The sequence below is a fragment of the Roseateles noduli genome (assembly GCF_050626985.1).
Lineage (GTDB): Bacteria > Pseudomonadota > Gammaproteobacteria > Burkholderiales > Burkholderiaceae_C > Roseateles > Roseateles noduli_A.
This window is the reverse complement of sequence record NZ_CP192463.1, coordinates 731662-747787: the sequence shown is the minus strand read 5'-3', so window position 1 is coordinate 747787 and position 16126 is coordinate 731662. Positions and strand designations below refer to the sequence as shown.

Below are 16126 nucleotides of genomic sequence, written 5' to 3'. Positions count from 1 at the left end.
CGGCGTGATCAGTTGCGGCCCCCGACGACAGGATCAGATGGCGGCAGGCGCAGGCAAGACGGCGCGCGCCGCGTCGTCGACCAGGCGCGCCAGCGTGCGCGTGGCGCGCTCGAGCGTCGCGTCCCAGGGCGTGCCGCAGGTCAGCCGGATGTGGTGCTGGAACTCGGCACGCGCCGAGAACATCGGCCCCGGGGCCACGCTGATGCCTTGCGTCAGCGCGGCGCGGTACAGCGCCATCGCGTCGACCCCGACGGGCAACTCGACCCAGATGAAGTAACCGCCGGCCGGCCGCATCAGGCGCGTGCCAGCGGGAAAGTGCCGGGTCACGGCCTCGAACAGGCTGGTCCGCTGCGCCTGCAACGACTGGCGCAAGCCTCGGAGGTGATGGTCATAGCCGCCCTCCTGCAGGTACTCCGCCACGGCGGCCTGGACCGGGATCGAACCGGACAGGCTGGTCATCAGCTTCAGCCGTCGGACCTCCTGCGCCCAACGACCGGGGGCTGCCCAGCCGACGCGGTAGCCCGGCGCCAGACACTTCGAGAACGACGAGCAGTGCAGCACCAGACCGCGTCGGTCGTAGGCCTTGGCAGGCAGCGGCGCCACGTGGCCTTCATAGAGCTCCGCATACACGTCGTCTTCGATCATCGGCAGGTCGTGGCGGGCGAGCAGGTCGACCAGGTCTCGCTTCTTGACCTCGGGCATCAGGCTGCCGAGGGGATTCTGGAAGGTCGTCATCAGCCAGCAGGCCTTGGGACGGTAGAGCTCGATGACCTGCGCCAGGCGGCCGAGATCGATGCCTTCGCGGCTGTGCGTCGGCACCTCGATGGCATGCAGGCCCAGCCGCTGCAACGCCTGCAGCGCCACATAAAAGGTGGGGGACTCCACCACGACCGCATCACCCGGCCTCGTGACCGCGTTCAGGCACAGGTTCAGCGCCTCCATCGCACCGTGGGTCAGCACGATCTCGTCGGCGGCAACGGCAAGACCCTGGCGCAGGTATCGCTTGGCGATCTCACGCCGCAGCCGCAGGTTGCCCGGCGGCAGGTCCTCGACCATGTGCCAGGGCTCGAGCCGCCGGGTACTCGAGATCAGCGCGCGGCGCAGTCGATCCAAGGGGAACAGCAGCGGGCTGGGGAAGGCCGAGCCCAAGGGCACGATGTCGCGTGCCCGCGCCGAGCCGAGGATCCCATAGACCAGGTCGTTGACCTCCACGGTCTGCGAGCCGGCTGGCGGCTCCGAGGTCGCCGGCTCCGCGAGCAGCGCGCCGTCTGCACGCGCGGCAACGAAATAGCCTGACCGGGGTACCGCGCGAATCAGTCCGCGGGACTCGAGCAGGTAGTAGGCCTGGAACACGGTGCTGGGGCTGAGGCCCCGGCTTGCACGCGTCTGGCGCACGGAAGGCAGACGATCCCCGGGGCGCAGCACGCCGGCCGCGATCTGCTGCTCGAGTTCTCGAGCGAGCAGCTCATACCTCGCATCGGAGGCGGTGAGCGGGGGATCGCGCATGGGGTTGGCACCGCGCCTCGGTCGACTGCCGACTTGGTGGGGTGACGTTCAGGCAGTCTAAGGTTTGTGCGGTGCGATGCAAGCGCCGTCGCGCGGCGCGCGCAGGCCTTGGCCCGAGCCATGCGCCATGCGCCATGCGTCATGCGCCTGGCGTCGGCGTCCGCCGTGGCGCCCAGTCGACCAAGGGTTTTCACCTAATCGATCCGCTCTTGAAGTCGCCCCTCCGAATTCCTAAATCCGTGTCGAACCGCCATCTATCGATTCGGATGAGGACTGGATCATGGCCAAACAGCAACCCGACACGTCCAGCGCTCCAGTGGAACGCGCTTCGCGACGCCCCCGGCTCCCATTGAGCCCATCGCAACTTCAAGCCTACCTGCTCGCACGCGAGACGCTGCGACGCCTGAAGTCTTCGACGCGCCCCTGTTTCGCGCGCGACCCCTCAGCGCTGCGGGGCGCCAGCAGGCGCCCGCCCGCCGAACGCTGACTGCTGACTGCTGACTGCTGACTGCTGACCGCTGCGCGGCCAGCACGTGCGCCGCTTGATCGTCGTCGGCGATCTGGCCCGCGCCGCGGCGCCACCCGTCAACGCTTCATCTCGATCGACGCGCGAGCGTCGACGTCCTCCATCGACCATCGACCAAGGAAAGGAGCTTCTGATGTTCGACACCGTGTTCCACCGTCCCCAGGGCCTGCTGGAGCAGCTCGCCCAACTGCAACAGGCGATTTCGCGATCCCGGTCGGCCGACGGATTGCCGGATGGCATCCGGTCCGCGGTGGCCGGGAGCTTTCCGCCGATCAACATCGGACGAACCGAGCGCTCCATCGAGGTCTATGCCTTCGCGCCGGGCCTGGAGGCGCAGGCCATCGACGTCACCGTCGAGCGCGGCGTCCTGCGGATCTCCGGCGAGCGTCCACCGACGGACCGCCGCGCCTCGGATGCCGTGCAGTGGTATGCGGCGGAGCGCTGGCACGGCCGCTTCAGCCGCGCGGTGACCCTGCCCGAAGAGGCCGATACGGGCAGCGTCGAGGCGCAATACCGCGACGGCGTCCTGCGCATCAAGGTCGGCCTGCGCGAAACGGCTCAGCCACAGCGCATCAACGTCCAGTGAGCGGTCGAACCACGATTGGAAGGAACCATCATGTCTGATCACACCCAACTGACCCGCACCGAGGCCGGCCGCTCGCCACTCCCCACGTCCGATGCGAGTTCGCCGACGGCCAAACCGGGGCGTCACTCGCGCGACGTCGCGGAACCCGCCGTTGAGATCTTCGAGGACGCGGGGGGCATCACCCTCCTGGCCGATATGCCGGGCGTCCCGCGGGACGGCCTGGATGTCCGGCTGGACGGCGAGACGCTGGTGATCGAAGGCGACGTGGCCGTCGTGGCGCCCGAGGGCATGCGCGGCATGTGGGCCGAGGTCAATGTGCCTCGCTACCGGCGAGCCTTCACCCTCAGTCGTGAACTCGATACCGCCCGCATCGAGGCCGGGGTGAAGGACGGCGTGCTGACGCTGCGCATCCCGAAACAGGCGCATGCGCAGCCGCGGCGTATCGCCGTATCCACCGCCTGAAGACGGAGCGCCAGACGACGGAGCGCCAGGCGACTGCCGCCCGTCGCGCCATGGCGTGCGAGCGCATCCAGGGACCGCCGCGCGTGCGCCTGGCCTGGGGGGCCAGGCGGCGCCGTGCTCCGCGTGGCCCGCTCCTCCTTGGCGGACGCGTACGGCACGCCGAATGCGCAGGACCGCCCCGGAGCACGGCCGGAAGGATTGCGCAACCCGGGCTCGGAATCCCCCGAACGGGCGGTGGGTCACCGCCGTCCGCGATTGCGGCGGCGGCGCCGACAGGTCTAGTATCGATCGCTCCCACCCGGCCTTCCGAGCCTTGCGCCCGGAGCGCCGGGAGCCCGCCGCGACGCGGCACCGCCATCCAGGAGCACCCCATGCTTGAACTGATCGGCGCGATCCTCGTGGGCGCATTCGCCCTCACCTTCGGGGTCCTGTGCATCGGCCCCATGATGCTCAAGCCCGACGACCTCTGAGGCGATGACGGGCACAGGGCTTGCCGCTAGGGCAAGCCATGAAATTCACCGTCCTCACCGTCAATCTCCACAAGGGTTTCGGCTTCTTCAACCGCCGCTTCATCCTGCACGAGCTGCGGGAGGCGGTGCGAGCCGTCTCCGCCGATGTCGTCTTCCTGCAGGAAGTGCTCGGCGAGCATGAACTGCACGCGGCCCGGATCGCCGACTGGCCGCGGGGTCCCCACTACGAGTTCCTCGCGGACAGCCTGTGGAGCGACTTCGCGTACGGCCGCAATGCGGTCTATCCGCAGGGTCATCACGGCAACGCGCTGCTGTCCAAGTTCGCGATCACGCGACACACCAACCACGACGTGTCCATTGAAGGCCCCGAGCGTCGCGGCCTCCTGCACAGCGTCCTGAAGCTCTCCGACGGCCGCGAGCTGCACGCGATCTGCGTGCACCTGGGCTTGCGCGAGTCGCACCGCCAGCGCCAGGTCGAGCGCCTGTGCCATCTGATCGACAGCCTGCCCCCGGGCGACCCGGTGGTCGTCGCTGGCGACTTCAACGACTGGCGCCAGCGGGCGCACAAGATGCTGAGTCGCTGCGCCGGTCTCGCGGAGGTCTTCGTGAAGTCGTACGGCTCCGCGGCGCGGACCTTCCCGTCTCGCTTCCCGCTGCTGGCGCTGGACCGCATCTACGTGCGCGGTGCGTCGGTGCAGCATCCGATCGTGCTGCCGCGCCGGCCGTGGTCGCACCTGTCCGACCATGCGCCGCTGGCCGCGGAGATCCGGCTGTGAAGCGCCCCGACTGGAGCGCAGGCAACGACCTCGAGCTGCTCGAGAACGGCGAGGAGTTCTTCCCCGCCGTCTTCGCCGCGATCGAGGGCGCGAAGCACGAGGTCCTCATCGAGACCTTCATCCTCTTCGAGGACAAGGTCGGCCTGGCCTTGCGCGAGGTCCTCATCGCAGCCGCGAAACGCGGCGTGCGCGTGGACATGACGGTGGACGGCTTCGGGTCGCCGGAGCTGTCGATGAATTTCGTGAACGGACTCACCGACGCAGGCGTGCGGCTGCACGTCTTCGACCCGCCGCCGAAGCTGTCGCGGCGGCTGAAGCCGTTCCGCAGGCTGCATCGCAAGATCGTCGTCGTCGACGGCGAGACGGGCTTCATCGGCGGCATCAACTACTCGGCGGATCACCTGATCGATTTCGGCCCCGAGGCCAAGCAGGACTACGCGGTGCGCGTGCGCGGGCCGGTGGTCGCGCAGCTGCGGCGCGTGACGGGGGAGATCCTCGCCACCGCGACGCCGCAGACGCCGTCCGCCGGGTCGGCGGGACAGCGTCGCTGGTGGCCGAGCCGCGCGAAGGAACCACGCAAGAGCACCCCCTCGACGGGTCGCGCCGACGCATCGACGGCCGGCCAGGCCAAGGCGGTCGTCGTCACGCGCGACAACCACCGCCACCGCGACGACATCGAGCGCATGTACCGCCTCGCGCTGCACGCATCGCAGCGCGAGGTGATCATCGCCAACGCCTACTTCTTCCCGGGCTTCCTGCTGCTGCGGAGCATGCAGCGGGCGGCGCGGCGCGGCGTGGACGTCCACCTGATCCTGCAGGGACAGCCCGACATCGCGTGGGCGCGCTGGGCGGCGCAGCTGGTGTACGACCAGTTGATGCGGGCCGGCGTCCACATCCACGAATACTGCGAACGACCGATGCACGGCAAGGTCGCGCTGGTCGACGACCACTGGGCGACGGTGGGTTCGAGCAACCTCGATCCGCTAAGCCTGTCACTGAACCTCGAAGCCAACCTGATCGTCGAGGATCGCGCCTTCAACCGCGCCCTGCGCGACAAGCTCCTGCCGCTGATGAAGAACCAGTGCAAGCTGCTCAAGCTCGAGCACACCAATGCGCATCGCTGGTGGTGGCGCCTGGGCATCGGCACGCTGGTCTTCCACGTGCTGCGGCATTTCCCGCGGTGGTTGGCGCGCTTGCCGCGGCAGACGCAGCCGGTGATGCCGGCGGCGGAGACGCCGGTGGTGGTGAGCGCCTCGCAGACACCGGCTGCCGAAGCCTGGTTATGGCAAGACGGGCCAGGCGAGCAGCGCGGGCAAGACGCGCATGGCGTGACACGCTGGAGCAAGGAGACGGCCGAGTGAGTGCGAGGCCGACGCCGGATGCCGCGGCGCAACGCCCGGCGCGCTGGCGCTGGGGCCGATGGCTGAGCGGCGTGTTCGCGGTCGCCGTGGTGGCCCTCCTCGCCTGGGCGGCGCGGCAGGTCGACTGGGACGAGGTCGTCGACGCGCTGCGGCAACTGCCCCTGGGCGTGCTGATCGCCGGCGCGGCGCTGTGCGCGCTCAGCCACCTGATCTACAGCGGCTACGACCTGATCGGCAAACGCTGGGCGCATCATGCGGTGCCGACGCGGCGGGTGATGCTGATCACCTTCATCAGCTACGCGTTCAACCTCAACCTCGGCTCGCTGGTCGGCGGCGTCGCGATGCGATTGCGGCTGTATGCGCGCGAGGGGCTGAGGCACCCGGTGCCGGCGAAGATCCTCGCATTGAGCATGGCCTCGAACTGGCTCGGCTACGGCCTGCTCGCGGGCGGGCTGTTCCTCTTCGGCTGGCTCGCGCCGCCGCCGGAGTGGCGGATCAGCGCCGCCGCGCTGCGCGGGCTGGGTGCGCTGATGTGGGTGATCGTCGCTGCCTATCTGGCGCTGTGCGCGTTCTCCAGACGCCGCGAGTTCCGGCTGCGCGGCCACAACTTCTTCGTCCCGAGCCTGCGCATCGCGCTGATGCAGCTGGCGATCTCGTCGGCCAACTGGCTGACGATGGGCGCGGTGCTGTGGGTGCTGCTGCAGCAGGGCGTCGACTACGGCCACACCCTGTCGGTGCTGCTGGTGGCCGCGGTGGCCGGCGTCATCGCGCATGTGCCGGCGGGCCTGGGCGTGCTCGAAGCTGTCTTCGTCGCCTTCCTGGGCCCGACGCTCGGCCACGGTCAGGTCCTCGCCGCGCTGATCGCGTACCGGGCGCTCTACTACCTCGCGCCGCTGTCGATCGCGGCCATCGCCTACTTCGTGCTGGAGGCGAAGGCGAGGAGGTAGGAGGCTCAAGCGCTCCGCCGAACCCGGGCACCCGCCTTGCTGAGCCCTCCGCGAGCATCCGCATCGGATGCGCGCACCGCTCTACAAGGACGTCGCCATGCCCCATCTCCGCTTCCAGGTCGCGGCACTCAGCGCGCTGCTGTTCACCCTGCCGTTCGTCCATGCCGCCGACGAGGCCGGCAAGGGGACCGGCAACGAGCAGCCCGGCAAGTTCAAGACCGCCATCGCGAAGACCGTGGGCAGGATCCGGCTGGATGGCGACATGCTCGCCGTGCTGAAGGCGCATGAAGGCCTGCGGCCCAAGGCGATCGAGAAGATCGACGTGCCCGCCGCCCGCGCGAATCCCACCGTCGCCGACGCCGTCAACGCGCTGCTGCGCCAGAACGGCCGCAGCACCGATCCCGCGCAGCTCGTGCCCGGCGTGACCAGCATCGACGGCACGGTGCAGGGCGGCGCGGGCATGATCCCGGCGCGTTTCTACACACCGGCCGGGCCGGGCCCCTTCCCTGTGGTCGTCTACTTCCACGGCGGCGGCTGGGTCATCGCCGACAAGCAGGTCTACGACGCCAGCGCGCGCGGCATCGCCAGGCAGGCGCAGGCGGTCGTGGTCTCCGTCGACTACCGGCAGGCGCCGGAGAACAAGTTCCCGGCCGCCTGGGACGACGCGCTGGCCGCCTACCAATGGACGCTGGCGAATGCGGCGAAGTTCAAGGGCGACATCAGCCGCGTCGCGCTGGCCGGCGAAAGCGCCGGCGGCAACCTCGCGCTGGCGACCGCCATCGCGGCACGCGACGCGGGCCTGCAGAAGCCGGCGCACGTGCTGGCCATCTATCCGGTCACGCAGACCAGCCTCAACACCGAGTCCTACCTGGAGAACGCCGCCGCCCAGCCGCTCAACCGCGCGATGGTCGAGTGGTACATCGACAAGCTGCTCGACAACAAGGAACAGTTGAAGGACTGGCGCCTGAACCTCGTCGACGCGAAGCTGACCGGCCTGCCGTCGGTGACGCTGATCAGCGCCCGCGTGGATCCGCTGCGATCGGACAGCGCCAAGATGGAGGACGCGCTGAAGAAGGCCGACGTGCTGGTCGAGCGCCGCGACTACGAGGGCGTCACCCACGAGTTCTTCGGCACCGCCGCCGTGGTCGAGAAGGCCCGCAACGCGCAGGCCTTCGCGGGCGAGCGGCTGCGCAAGGCGTTCGGGAACTGAGCCCTGCCGGATGGCCGCGCCAGGCCGTCGGTGCGGTGGAAGGCCCCCCGGCCCTTCAACCACCGACGGCCCGCGCTGCGCCCTTACACCGCCCAGCGCAACATCGGCGCGGCGACGGAAAGTGGAGCCGGCTGGTGAGCGACGTCGGGCTCGCGACCGGGCGTGCTCAGCACGCGGTCGAGCAGCCGCTGCTCCAGCGACGCGAAGGCCGCGTCGCGACGGCGCGGACGCGGCAGATCGATGCGCAGGTCCAGCGCGAGCCGACCATCCTCGATCAGCAGCACGCGGTCCGCCAGCGCGACCGCCTCGGCCACGTCGTGCGTCACCAGCAATGCCGTGAAGCGATGGCGCGTCCACAGCGTTTCGATGAGGCGCTGCATGTCGATGCGGGTCAGCGCGTCCAGCGCGCCGAGCGGCTCGTCGAGCAGCAGCAGCTTCGGCGCATGGACCAGCGCGCGGGCCAACGCCACGCGTTGCCGCTGTCCGCCGGACAGGCGCGCGGGCCACTCGCCGGCACGGTCCGCGAGACCGACCTGCGCGAGCGCCTGTCGCGCCCGCTCACGCGCATCGGCGCCTGCCAACCCCAGCGCCACGTTGTCCAGCACCCGCGCCCACGGCAGCAGCCGCGCGTCCTGGAACATGAAGCGTGTGTCCTCACGCCCGCCCGCTTCGAGCGCGCCGGCACTCGGCGTCTCCAGCCCCGCGAGCAGACGCAGCAGCGTGCTCTTGCCGCAGCCGCTGCGGCCGATGATGGCGACGAACTCGCCGGGGGCGATGTCCAGGTGGATGCCGTGCAAGACCTGGCGCTCGCCGAAGGCCTTGCCCAGGCTGTCCAGCTTCACGGCCTGCCCATTGGCCTGCCCATTGGTCTGCCCGTTGGCTTGCCCATTCGTCGGCCCATTCGTCGGCCCATTCGCCGGCCCATTCACGGGGTGCGTCGCGACGGCCTCGCGGCGCACCGGCGCCGCGTGCTGTGACGCCGCGTGCTGTGATGCGGCGGGCGGCAGCGCCGCGGGCTGCGAGTCCTGCCATTCGGTCAGGACGTCGATCTCGGTCACGCTCATCATGTCTCACCCATCCTGTGTCAGCCTCGGGCCTGATAGCCCGGATGCCAGCGCAGCCACGCGCGCTCCAGCGCCTGCGCCGCGACGTCGGCCAGCTTGCCCAGCAGCGCGTAGATCAGGATGCCGACCAGCACCACGTCCGTCTGCAGGAACTCGCGCGCATTCATCGTCATGTAGCCGATGCCGCTCTGCGCCGAGATGGTCTCGGCCACGATCAGCAGCACCCACATCAGGCCGAGCGAGAAGCGCAGCCCCACCAGGATCGACGCGATCGCGCCGGGCAGGATCACCTGCCGGTACAGCGACCAGCCGCTCAGTCCGTACGAGCGCGCCATCTCGATCAGGTCGCGGTCCACGCCGCGGATGCCGTGGAAGGTGTTCAGGTAGACCGGGAAGAACACGCCCAGCGCGACCAGGAACAGCTTGGCCGTCTCATCGATCCCGAACCACAGGATCACCAGCGGGATCAGCGCCAGCGGCGGAATGTTGCGCAGCATCTGCAGCGTCGTGTCCAACGCCGTCTCCGCCCAGCGCTGCGATCCGGTCAGCAGGCCCAGCAGCAGCCCGAGCCCGCCGCCGATCGTGAAGCCGACGAAGGCGCGCCCGGTGCTGACGGCCAGATGCCGCCACAGCTCGCCCGAGAGCGCCAGCTCCCAAGCGGCCTTGGCCACCGAGGACGGCGCCGGCAGCACGCGCGTCGACAGCCAGCCCGCCTGCGCGCTCAGCTGCCACAGCGCCAGTACCGTCAGCGGCACGAGCCAGGGCACCAGGCCCTTGAAGGCGACGATGCCGCGGCCCGGTGTCGCCTGGGAATTGACGTTGACGTTGACGTTGGCGTTGGCGTTGGCCCGGGCCTCGGCCTTGATCGCGACGGTGCTCATCTCAGCTCGCCGCGGCCAGCTTGGCCGGGCCGGGCACGAAGTTGTTGGCGACGATCTCGCCGAAGGGGCCGGTCAGTTTCGGTGCGCTGAGCTTTTCGCGCACGTCCAGCGGCAGCAGCGGGAAGACCAGCTCGGCGAAGCGGTAGGCCTCTTCCAGATGCGGATAACCGCTGAGCACGAAGTACTCAAGACCCAGCGCCGCGTACTCCTGGATGCGATCGGCCACCTGCTGCGGATTGCCGACCAGCGCCGTGCCCGCGCCGCCGCGCACCAGGCCCACGCCGGCCCACAGGTTGGGCGAGATCTCCAGCCCGGCGCGGATGTCGTTCTTGTCGAAGCGACCGCCGTGCAACTCCGCCATGCGGCGCTGTCCGACCGAATCCATCGACGCGAACTTGGCCTGCGCCGCGGCGACGACCTCGTCGTCAAGATGCTTGACGAGATCGCCGGCGGCGGCCCAGGCCTCTTCCTCGGTCTCGCGCACGATGACGTGCAGACGGATGCCGTACTCGAGCTTGCGGCCTTTGGCTTCAGCAGCCGCGCGCACCTCACCGATCTTCTCGGCAACGGCCTTCGGCGGCTCGCCCCAGGTCAGGTAGGTGTCGACCTGATCGGCGGCGAGGTCGATCGCCGGTCCCGACGATCCGCCGAAGAACACCGGCGGATACGGCTTGTTGATCGGCGGGTACAGCAGCTTGCCGCCCTTGACGCGCAGCTGCTCGCCGTCGAAGTCGATGGCCTCGCCCTCGTGGCTGGCGCGCAGCACGTCGCGCCAGACGGTCAGGAACTCGGTCGACAGCGCGTAGCGCTCCTCGTGCGGCAGGAACAGGCCGTCGCCGGCGAGTTCATCGGGATCGCCGCCGGTGACCAGGTTGACCAGCAGCCGGCCGCCGGACAGGCGGTCGAGCGTGGCCGCCATGCGCGCCGACTGCACCGGCTGCACCAGCCCCGGCCGCAGCGCGACCAGGAACTTCAGCCGCCGCGTCGCCTCGATGAGACTGGCCGCGACGATCCAGCTGTCTTCACAGCTGCGGCCGGTGGGCAGCAGCACGCCCTCGTAGCCGAGGCTGTCGGCGGCGATGGCGATCTGGCGGTAGTAGTCGAAGTCCGCGACGCGCGCGCCCTTGGAGGTGCCGAGGTAGCGCGAATCGCCGTGCGTGGGGATGAACCAGAGGATCTTCATGGGGGGAAGCTCGTGTGATGAAGTCGCGGCAGGAGCCGTGGTTGGCACCGTCGTTGGCGCCTCGTCTGAAATCGCGGCCGACGCCGCGGCGCAGGCCGATCGCTGACTGCCTCGCGGCGCTGAAGGAAGGGCGCTTACTTGGCGGCCGTGCGGATCGACTTCGGCAGCGCGTCGGCGATGCGGATCGGCTTGGGGATCAGCTTCAGCGCGTGGAACGCGTCGGCGATCTTCTGCTGCTCGGCGGCGATGGCCGGCGTGATCGGCTGGATGCCGTAGGCGAAGCGCCCCGCGGCGACCTCGGTCGTCGCGAGGTCGAGCCCGATCTGCGGCGCGAGCAGCGCGGCCACCGCGGCGCTGTTGTTCTCGGACCAGCGGTCGAGCTTGGCGAGTTCCTCGATGATGGCCTGGACGACTTGCGGGTACTTCTCCGCGTAGCCGCGCTCGGCCAGGTAGAACTGGTGGTTCGCGACGACGCCCTTGCCGTCGGCCACCACGCGCGCGCCGAGCTGGCGTTCCGCCGCGGCCAGGAACGGATCCCAGATCACCCAAGCGTCGACGGCACCGCGCTCGAACGCCGCGCGCGCGTCGGCCGGCGGCAGGTAGACGACGGTGATGTCGGTGTACTTCAGGCCCTGCTTCTCCAGCAGCTTGACCAGCAGGTAGTGGACGTTGGAGCCCTTGTTCAGCACGACCTTCTTGCCCTTCAAGTCGGCCAGCGTCCTGATCGGCGAATCCTTCGGAACGATCAGCGCTTCCGCGGTCGGCGCGGGCGGCTGGTTGGCGACGTAGACCAGGTCCGCGCCGGCAGCCTGCGCGAAGATCGGCGGCGCTTCGCCCACGGTGCCGAAGTCGATGGAGCCGACGTTCAGGCCTTCCAGCAGCTGCGGACCGGCGGGGAACTCGGTCCATCGCACGGCGATGCCTTGCGCGTTCAGCCGCTTGTCCAGATCCCCCTTGGCCTTCAGCACCGTGAGCGTGCCGTACTTCTGGAAGCCGATGCGGACCTCGGCGGGCTTGGCGGCCGTCTGCGCGCTGGCGACGCCGGCGAACAGACTGAGCGAGGTGGTCAACGCGGCGGCGAATGCAAGGGCCCCGCGGCGATCGAGGAAGAACGTCATGGTGGTGGTCCTGGAGAGTGAGAGTCGGAGGAGTCGGGAGGAATCGGAGGCGTCAGGCTCGAAGCGCGCGCGACGCGTTCAGGGACGCTCAGAGCACCAGCGCGGGACGCGAGACCGGCTCGACGGGCCGCGGCGTCGGCACGCGGTCCAGCACCTGCGACGCGCCGGCGAGCAGGCGGCGGGCGATGTCGTCGTTGATGCGGTAGTCGCCGACGGCGTCCTTGGCAATCTGCGCGTCGCAGGCGTAGACGCCGTCGACATGCGAGCGCGCGCCGAGCGCGGACAGGACGGGCAGCAGGCCGTAGTCCAGCGCCAGCAGATGCGCCATGCTGCCGCCGGTGGCCAGCGTCCACACGCTCTTGCCCGCGAGGCCGTCCTGCGGCAGCAGGTCGAGGAAGACCTTCAGCAGCCCGCTGTACGCGGCCTTGTAGATGGGCGTCGCGAGCACGACGACGCGCGCCTCGGCGACGGCGGCCAGCGCCGCGCGGATCTCCGCGTCGTCGAAGTCGGCGTGCAGCAGCGGCTGCGCCGGCAGGTCGCGCAGCCGCAGCGTGCGGGTCGCGAGTCCGTGGTGATGCAGCCGCTCCGCGGCGGCGCCGAGCAGTGCGCCGGAGCGCGATTTCACGCTGGGGCTCGCGGCGATGAGCAGGACGGGCGAGCCCGGAAGATCGGCGGTCGAGGCGGTGGCGGAGGCGGTCATGGCGGGGGGAGGAAGCGGGAACCGCCCCATTCTGCGAACCGCCCCGCCCTCGCCGAACGAAGGAGATCGTCGATGCTTAGGCGCTTTGCGGCTATCGCTTGCGCACGGGTGCCGTCGGCTTCACGGCCGGCGTGAGCGACGCCAGGGCTTCGTTGCGACACGCGACCAGGATCTCGTCCGCCAGCGGCGAGTCGTCCGGACAGGCGCGCGACATCACCATCGCGCCGACCGCCCGCGCGAAGAGGTCCAGCGACTTGGCCCGCGCCTCGTCGGCGCTCGCGTGCTCCAGCACGGTCCCCTCGAGGTTCAGTGCCGCCAGCAGACTCTCGATGCCGTTCGCAAACGTGGCGCGCACCGCGTCCGACTGACGCGCCGCATCACCGCCGAGCGCCGCCATCGAGCACCCCTCGCCTCGCGCGTCGCGATGTTCGCGCGAGAGATAGAACCGGGCGAAGTCCGAGACCGTCACGCCGGCCGCCTGGGCCACCGTCTGCGCGATGCCGCAGGCCGCCGACTCCGCCATCAGCTCGGCCTTGGATTCGAACTGCTTGTAGAAGCCGCCGTGCGTGAAGCCGGCCGCGGCCATCAGATCGACGACGCCGACGCCGTCATAGCCGCGCTCACGAAACACCGTGGACGCCGTCTGCACGACGTGCTCGCGATTGGCCTGCGCCTGTGCCTTGCTGACCTTCATCTGTTGTCCATGCGTGTGGAGAGAGCCACGAGCGTCACTATACATAGATGCTGATCATCATCAAAGTCTTGACTTTTTGGATTACAAACATAATCATTGCCATCGATCCTGCGACGTCCGTCGGTGGACGTAGTCCAGACGAAGACGCCATGTCCACCGATTCAACAGGCCTTCCCGGTCCACCCCAGTCATGAAGACGACGATGAAAGCATTTGTCCTGGAACGCTACGGCAAGCAGAGCACGCTCCAGCCGGTGGAGATGCCGACGCCGGAACCCCGGGATGACGAGGTGCTTGTCGAGGTCCATGCCGCTGGCGTGAACCTGCTGGATTCCAAGATCAGGGATGGCGAGTTCAAGCTGATCCTGCCCTACCGCCTGCCGCTCGTGCTGGGGCACGACGTCGCCGGCGTGGTGGTCCGGGTGGGATCGCGGGTGCGCCAGTTCAAGCCGGGAGACGAGGTCTACGCGCGGGTGGACGATTTCCGGATCGGCACCTTCGCCCACTTCGTGCCGGTGAAGGAGTCGTCGCTGGCGCTCAAGCCCGCGAACCTCACGATGGAAGAAGCCGCCTCGATCCCGCTGGTCGGCCTGACCGCCTGGCAGGCCCTGGTCGAGAAGGCAGGTCTGCAACGCGGGCAGAAGGTCTTCATCCAGGCCGGATCGGGGGGCGTCGGCACCTTCGCCATCCAGCTGGCCAAGCACCTCGGCGCGACGGTCGCCACGACGACGGGCACGACCAATGTCGCGCTCGTGAAGGGACTCGGCGCCGACGTCGTCATCGACTACAGGAAGCAGGACTTCGACGGCGTCCTGCGCGACTACGACGTGGTGCTCAACAGCCAGGATGGCACGACGCTTCAGAAGTCGCTCGGCGTGCTGCAGCGCGGCGGCAAGCTCATCTCCATCTCCGGCCCGCCGGACCCCGAGTTCGCCGAGGGGATCGGAGCGCCCGGCTTCGTGCGACTGATCGTGCGCCTGCTGAGTGCGGGCATCCGCCGCAAGTCGCGCCGCCAAGGCACCGGCTACTCCTTCCTCTTCATGCGGGCCGACGGCGCGCAGTTGCGCGAGATCACCCGCCTCATCGAGGCCGGCGCCATCCGGCCGGTGATCGACCGGGTCTTCCCGTTCGAATCGACCAACGACGCCCTGGCCTACGTCAAGGCCGGCCGCGCCAAGGGCAAGGTCGTCATCAAGGTCAAGTAGATCCCGACACCCCACACGCCTCCGCCAAAGGACGCGGCGGCGCCATCGACGGGCCTGGAAGCCCAAACACAGGAGACAGAAGAATGACATTGATCCCGGCGGTCCATCGCCCCTCCCTGCTCGTGCTCGTCGCCGGCCTGGCCTGCGCCGGCCTGGCTCACGCCGCGGCCTTCAAGCTCAAGGAGCAGAGCGCCGCCGGTCAGGGACGCGCCTTCGCGGGGTCCATCAGCGAAGGCGGGGATGCCTCCGTGATCGCCAACAACCCCGCCGCGATGACCCTGCTCGATGGGCGCCTCGTCCAGGCGGACGGCGCGGTCGTGACCTATTCGGCCAAGTTCGACGGCTCTGGCCGGGATGCGCTGGGGCGTCCCCTGTCCGGTGGGAACGGCGGCGATGCGGGACAGACCGCGGTCATTCCCTCGCTCTACTTCCATGCGCCGGTGACCGACCGGATCCATCTGGGTTTCTCCGTGACGGCACCGTTCGGATTCAAGACCGAGTACGACGACGGATGGGTGGGTCGCTATCAGGGCGTCAAGACCTCGCTGAAGGTGATCGACGTCGGCGTGTCCGGCGCCTACAAGGTCAATGACGTCCTGTCGCTGGGCGCCTCCGTGTTTGCGGAGCGCCTGGAAGTCAAGCTGCGCAATGCCGTCGACTTCGGCGCGCAGTTGGCGGCCGCGCGCGTGCCGGGATTCCTGCCGACGAGCGCGGACGGATACCTGGACGTCGAAGGCGACAACACCGAGGTCGGCTACACGCTGGGCGCGCTGCTGCGTCCCGTCGACGGGACGACGGTGGGCCTGGCCTACCGCTCGGAGGTCAAGCACAAGGCCAAGGGCGTGGACGCGCGCTTCTCGATTCCCGCCGCGGCGAACGCGGTGCTGTCGGCGGCGGCCCCCAACACCTTCGTGAACACTACGGTGGACACCGAGTTGACGATGCCGGCGTCGTGGACGCTCAGCGTCAGCCAGCGGCTGAATCCGCAATGGACAGTGATGGCCGACTACTCGCGCACCGCGTGGCACAAGTTCGACCAAGTGGTCCTGGACTTCGCGTCCAACCTGCCCAGCCAGACGCTGGACTTCGGCTATCGGGATTCGTCGTTCTACTCGGTGGGCGCGGAGTACCGGATGAACGACGCCTGGACCTTCCGCGGCGGCTTCGCCTACGACCAGACGCCGGTCACCGATGCGGTGCGCGATGTCCGCGTTCCCGACGTCAGTCGTCGATGGCTGTCGCTCGGCGCGACGTGGCGGGCCAGCAAGCAGCTGGCCTACAGCGTGGGGTACACGCATCTGTTCATCAAGGACACCAGCGTCAACCTGACCTCGCCCTCCGCGAGCACCCTGCAGGGCTCGTACAAGGTGGGCAGCGACATCCTGGCGGTGTCGGCGCAATACAGCTTCTAGGCGCGTCGACACCCGCGCCGGTTCGC

The 16126-nt window shown here is 69.3% G+C and carries 15 protein-coding genes; 8 read left to right on the top strand and 7 right to left on the bottom strand.

Annotated elements, in window-relative coordinates:
* Window positions 1-33: 33 nt before the first annotated feature.
* Entirely contained in the window at window positions 34-1506 is a 1473-nt protein-coding gene (locus ACQ4L4_RS03325; protein WP_431102773.1) for a PLP-dependent aminotransferase family protein, read from the bottom strand.
* A gap of 659 nt (window positions 1507-2165) precedes the next feature.
* On the opposite strand from ACQ4L4_RS03325, the gene ACQ4L4_RS03320 reads away from it, so the two are divergent.
* The 6 genes from ACQ4L4_RS03320 to ACQ4L4_RS03295 all read left to right on the top strand — a co-directional run bounded on the left by ACQ4L4_RS03320 (window position 2166) and on the right by ACQ4L4_RS03295 (window position 7844).
* Window positions 2166-2618 (top strand): Hsp20/alpha crystallin family protein, encoded by a 453-nt coding sequence (locus ACQ4L4_RS03320; protein ID WP_431102772.1) that lies wholly within the window; start codon window positions 2166-2168, stop codon window positions 2616-2618.
* A 30-nt stretch (window positions 2619-2648) separates the two neighbouring features.
* Window positions 2649-3080 carry an Hsp20/alpha crystallin family protein gene (locus ACQ4L4_RS03315; RefSeq protein ID WP_431102770.1) on the top strand — a complete coding sequence of 144 codons (432 nt, stop codon included), beginning with the start codon at window positions 2649-2651 and terminating at the stop codon, window positions 3078-3080.
* Between the two features lie 508 nt (window positions 3081-3588).
* A complete protein-coding gene (locus ACQ4L4_RS03310; protein WP_431102769.1) occupies window positions 3589-4326 on the top strand; it encodes an endonuclease/exonuclease/phosphatase family protein in 738 nt (245 codons plus the stop codon).
* On the top strand, window positions 4323-5687 hold the full coding sequence (clsB, locus tag ACQ4L4_RS03305; protein ID WP_431102768.1) for a cardiolipin synthase ClsB: 1365 nt from the start codon (window positions 4323-4325) through the stop codon (window positions 5685-5687). Before ACQ4L4_RS03310 ends, clsB begins: the two co-directional genes overlap by 4 nt.
* Window positions 5684-6634 carry a lysylphosphatidylglycerol synthase domain-containing protein gene (locus ACQ4L4_RS03300; protein ID WP_431102767.1) on the top strand — a complete coding sequence of 317 codons (951 nt, stop codon included), beginning with the start codon at window positions 5684-5686 and terminating at the stop codon, window positions 6632-6634. Before clsB ends, ACQ4L4_RS03300 begins: the two co-directional genes overlap by 4 nt.
* 97 nt (window positions 6635-6731) lie before the next feature.
* Window positions 6732-7844 carry an alpha/beta hydrolase gene (locus tag ACQ4L4_RS03295; RefSeq protein ID WP_431102766.1) on the top strand — a complete coding sequence of 371 codons (1113 nt, stop codon included), beginning with the start codon at window positions 6732-6734 and terminating at the stop codon, window positions 7842-7844.
* A gap of 83 nt (window positions 7845-7927) precedes the next feature.
* Here the strand turns inward: ACQ4L4_RS03295 and ACQ4L4_RS03290 are convergent, their stop codons facing one another.
* The 6 genes from ACQ4L4_RS03290 to ACQ4L4_RS03265 form a co-directional block, all read right to left on the bottom strand.
* Complete coding sequence (locus ACQ4L4_RS03290; RefSeq protein WP_431102765.1) at window positions 7928-8911, bottom strand: ATP-binding cassette domain-containing protein; 984 nt, start codon at window positions 8909-8911, stop codon at window positions 7928-7930.
* A 17-nt stretch (window positions 8912-8928) separates the two neighbouring features.
* Window positions 8929-9789: an aliphatic sulfonate ABC transporter permease SsuC gene (ssuC, locus tag ACQ4L4_RS03285; protein ID WP_431102763.1), complete on the bottom strand. Its 861-nt coding sequence runs from the start codon at window positions 9787-9789 to the stop codon at window positions 8929-8931.
* 1 nt (window position 9790) lies between these two features.
* Window positions 9791-10972 carry an FMNH2-dependent alkanesulfonate monooxygenase gene (gene ssuD / locus ACQ4L4_RS03280; RefSeq protein ID WP_431102762.1) on the bottom strand — a complete coding sequence of 394 codons (1182 nt, stop codon included), beginning with the start codon at window positions 10970-10972 and terminating at the stop codon, window positions 9791-9793.
* A 134-nt stretch (window positions 10973-11106) separates the two neighbouring features.
* Entirely contained in the window at window positions 11107-12090 is a 984-nt protein-coding gene (locus ACQ4L4_RS03275) for a sulfonate ABC transporter substrate-binding protein (RefSeq protein ID WP_431102760.1), read from the bottom strand.
* An 88-nt stretch (window positions 12091-12178) separates the two neighbouring features.
* Window positions 12179-12790: an NADPH-dependent FMN reductase gene (gene ssuE / locus ACQ4L4_RS03270; protein ID WP_431102759.1), complete on the bottom strand. Its 612-nt coding sequence runs from the start codon at window positions 12788-12790 to the stop codon at window positions 12179-12181.
* A 91-nt stretch (window positions 12791-12881) separates the two neighbouring features.
* Window positions 12882-13484 (bottom strand): TetR/AcrR family transcriptional regulator, encoded by a 603-nt coding sequence (locus tag ACQ4L4_RS03265; RefSeq protein ID WP_431102757.1) that lies wholly within the window; start codon window positions 13482-13484, stop codon window positions 12882-12884.
* Window positions 13485-13686: 202 nt separating this feature from the next.
* Here ACQ4L4_RS03265 and ACQ4L4_RS03260 point away from each other — a divergent pair, with 202 nt between their 5' ends.
* Together ACQ4L4_RS03260 and ACQ4L4_RS03255 are read left to right on the top strand one after the other, a co-directional pair.
* Window positions 13687-14688, top strand: a complete 1002-nt coding sequence (locus tag ACQ4L4_RS03260) for an NADP-dependent oxidoreductase (RefSeq protein ID WP_431102755.1) — start codon at window positions 13687-13689, stop codon at window positions 14686-14688.
* An 83-nt stretch (window positions 14689-14771) separates the two neighbouring features.
* Entirely contained in the window at window positions 14772-16100 is a 1329-nt protein-coding gene (locus ACQ4L4_RS03255) for an outer membrane protein transport protein (protein ID WP_431102754.1), read from the top strand.
* Window positions 16101-16126 lie beyond the last annotated feature (26 nt).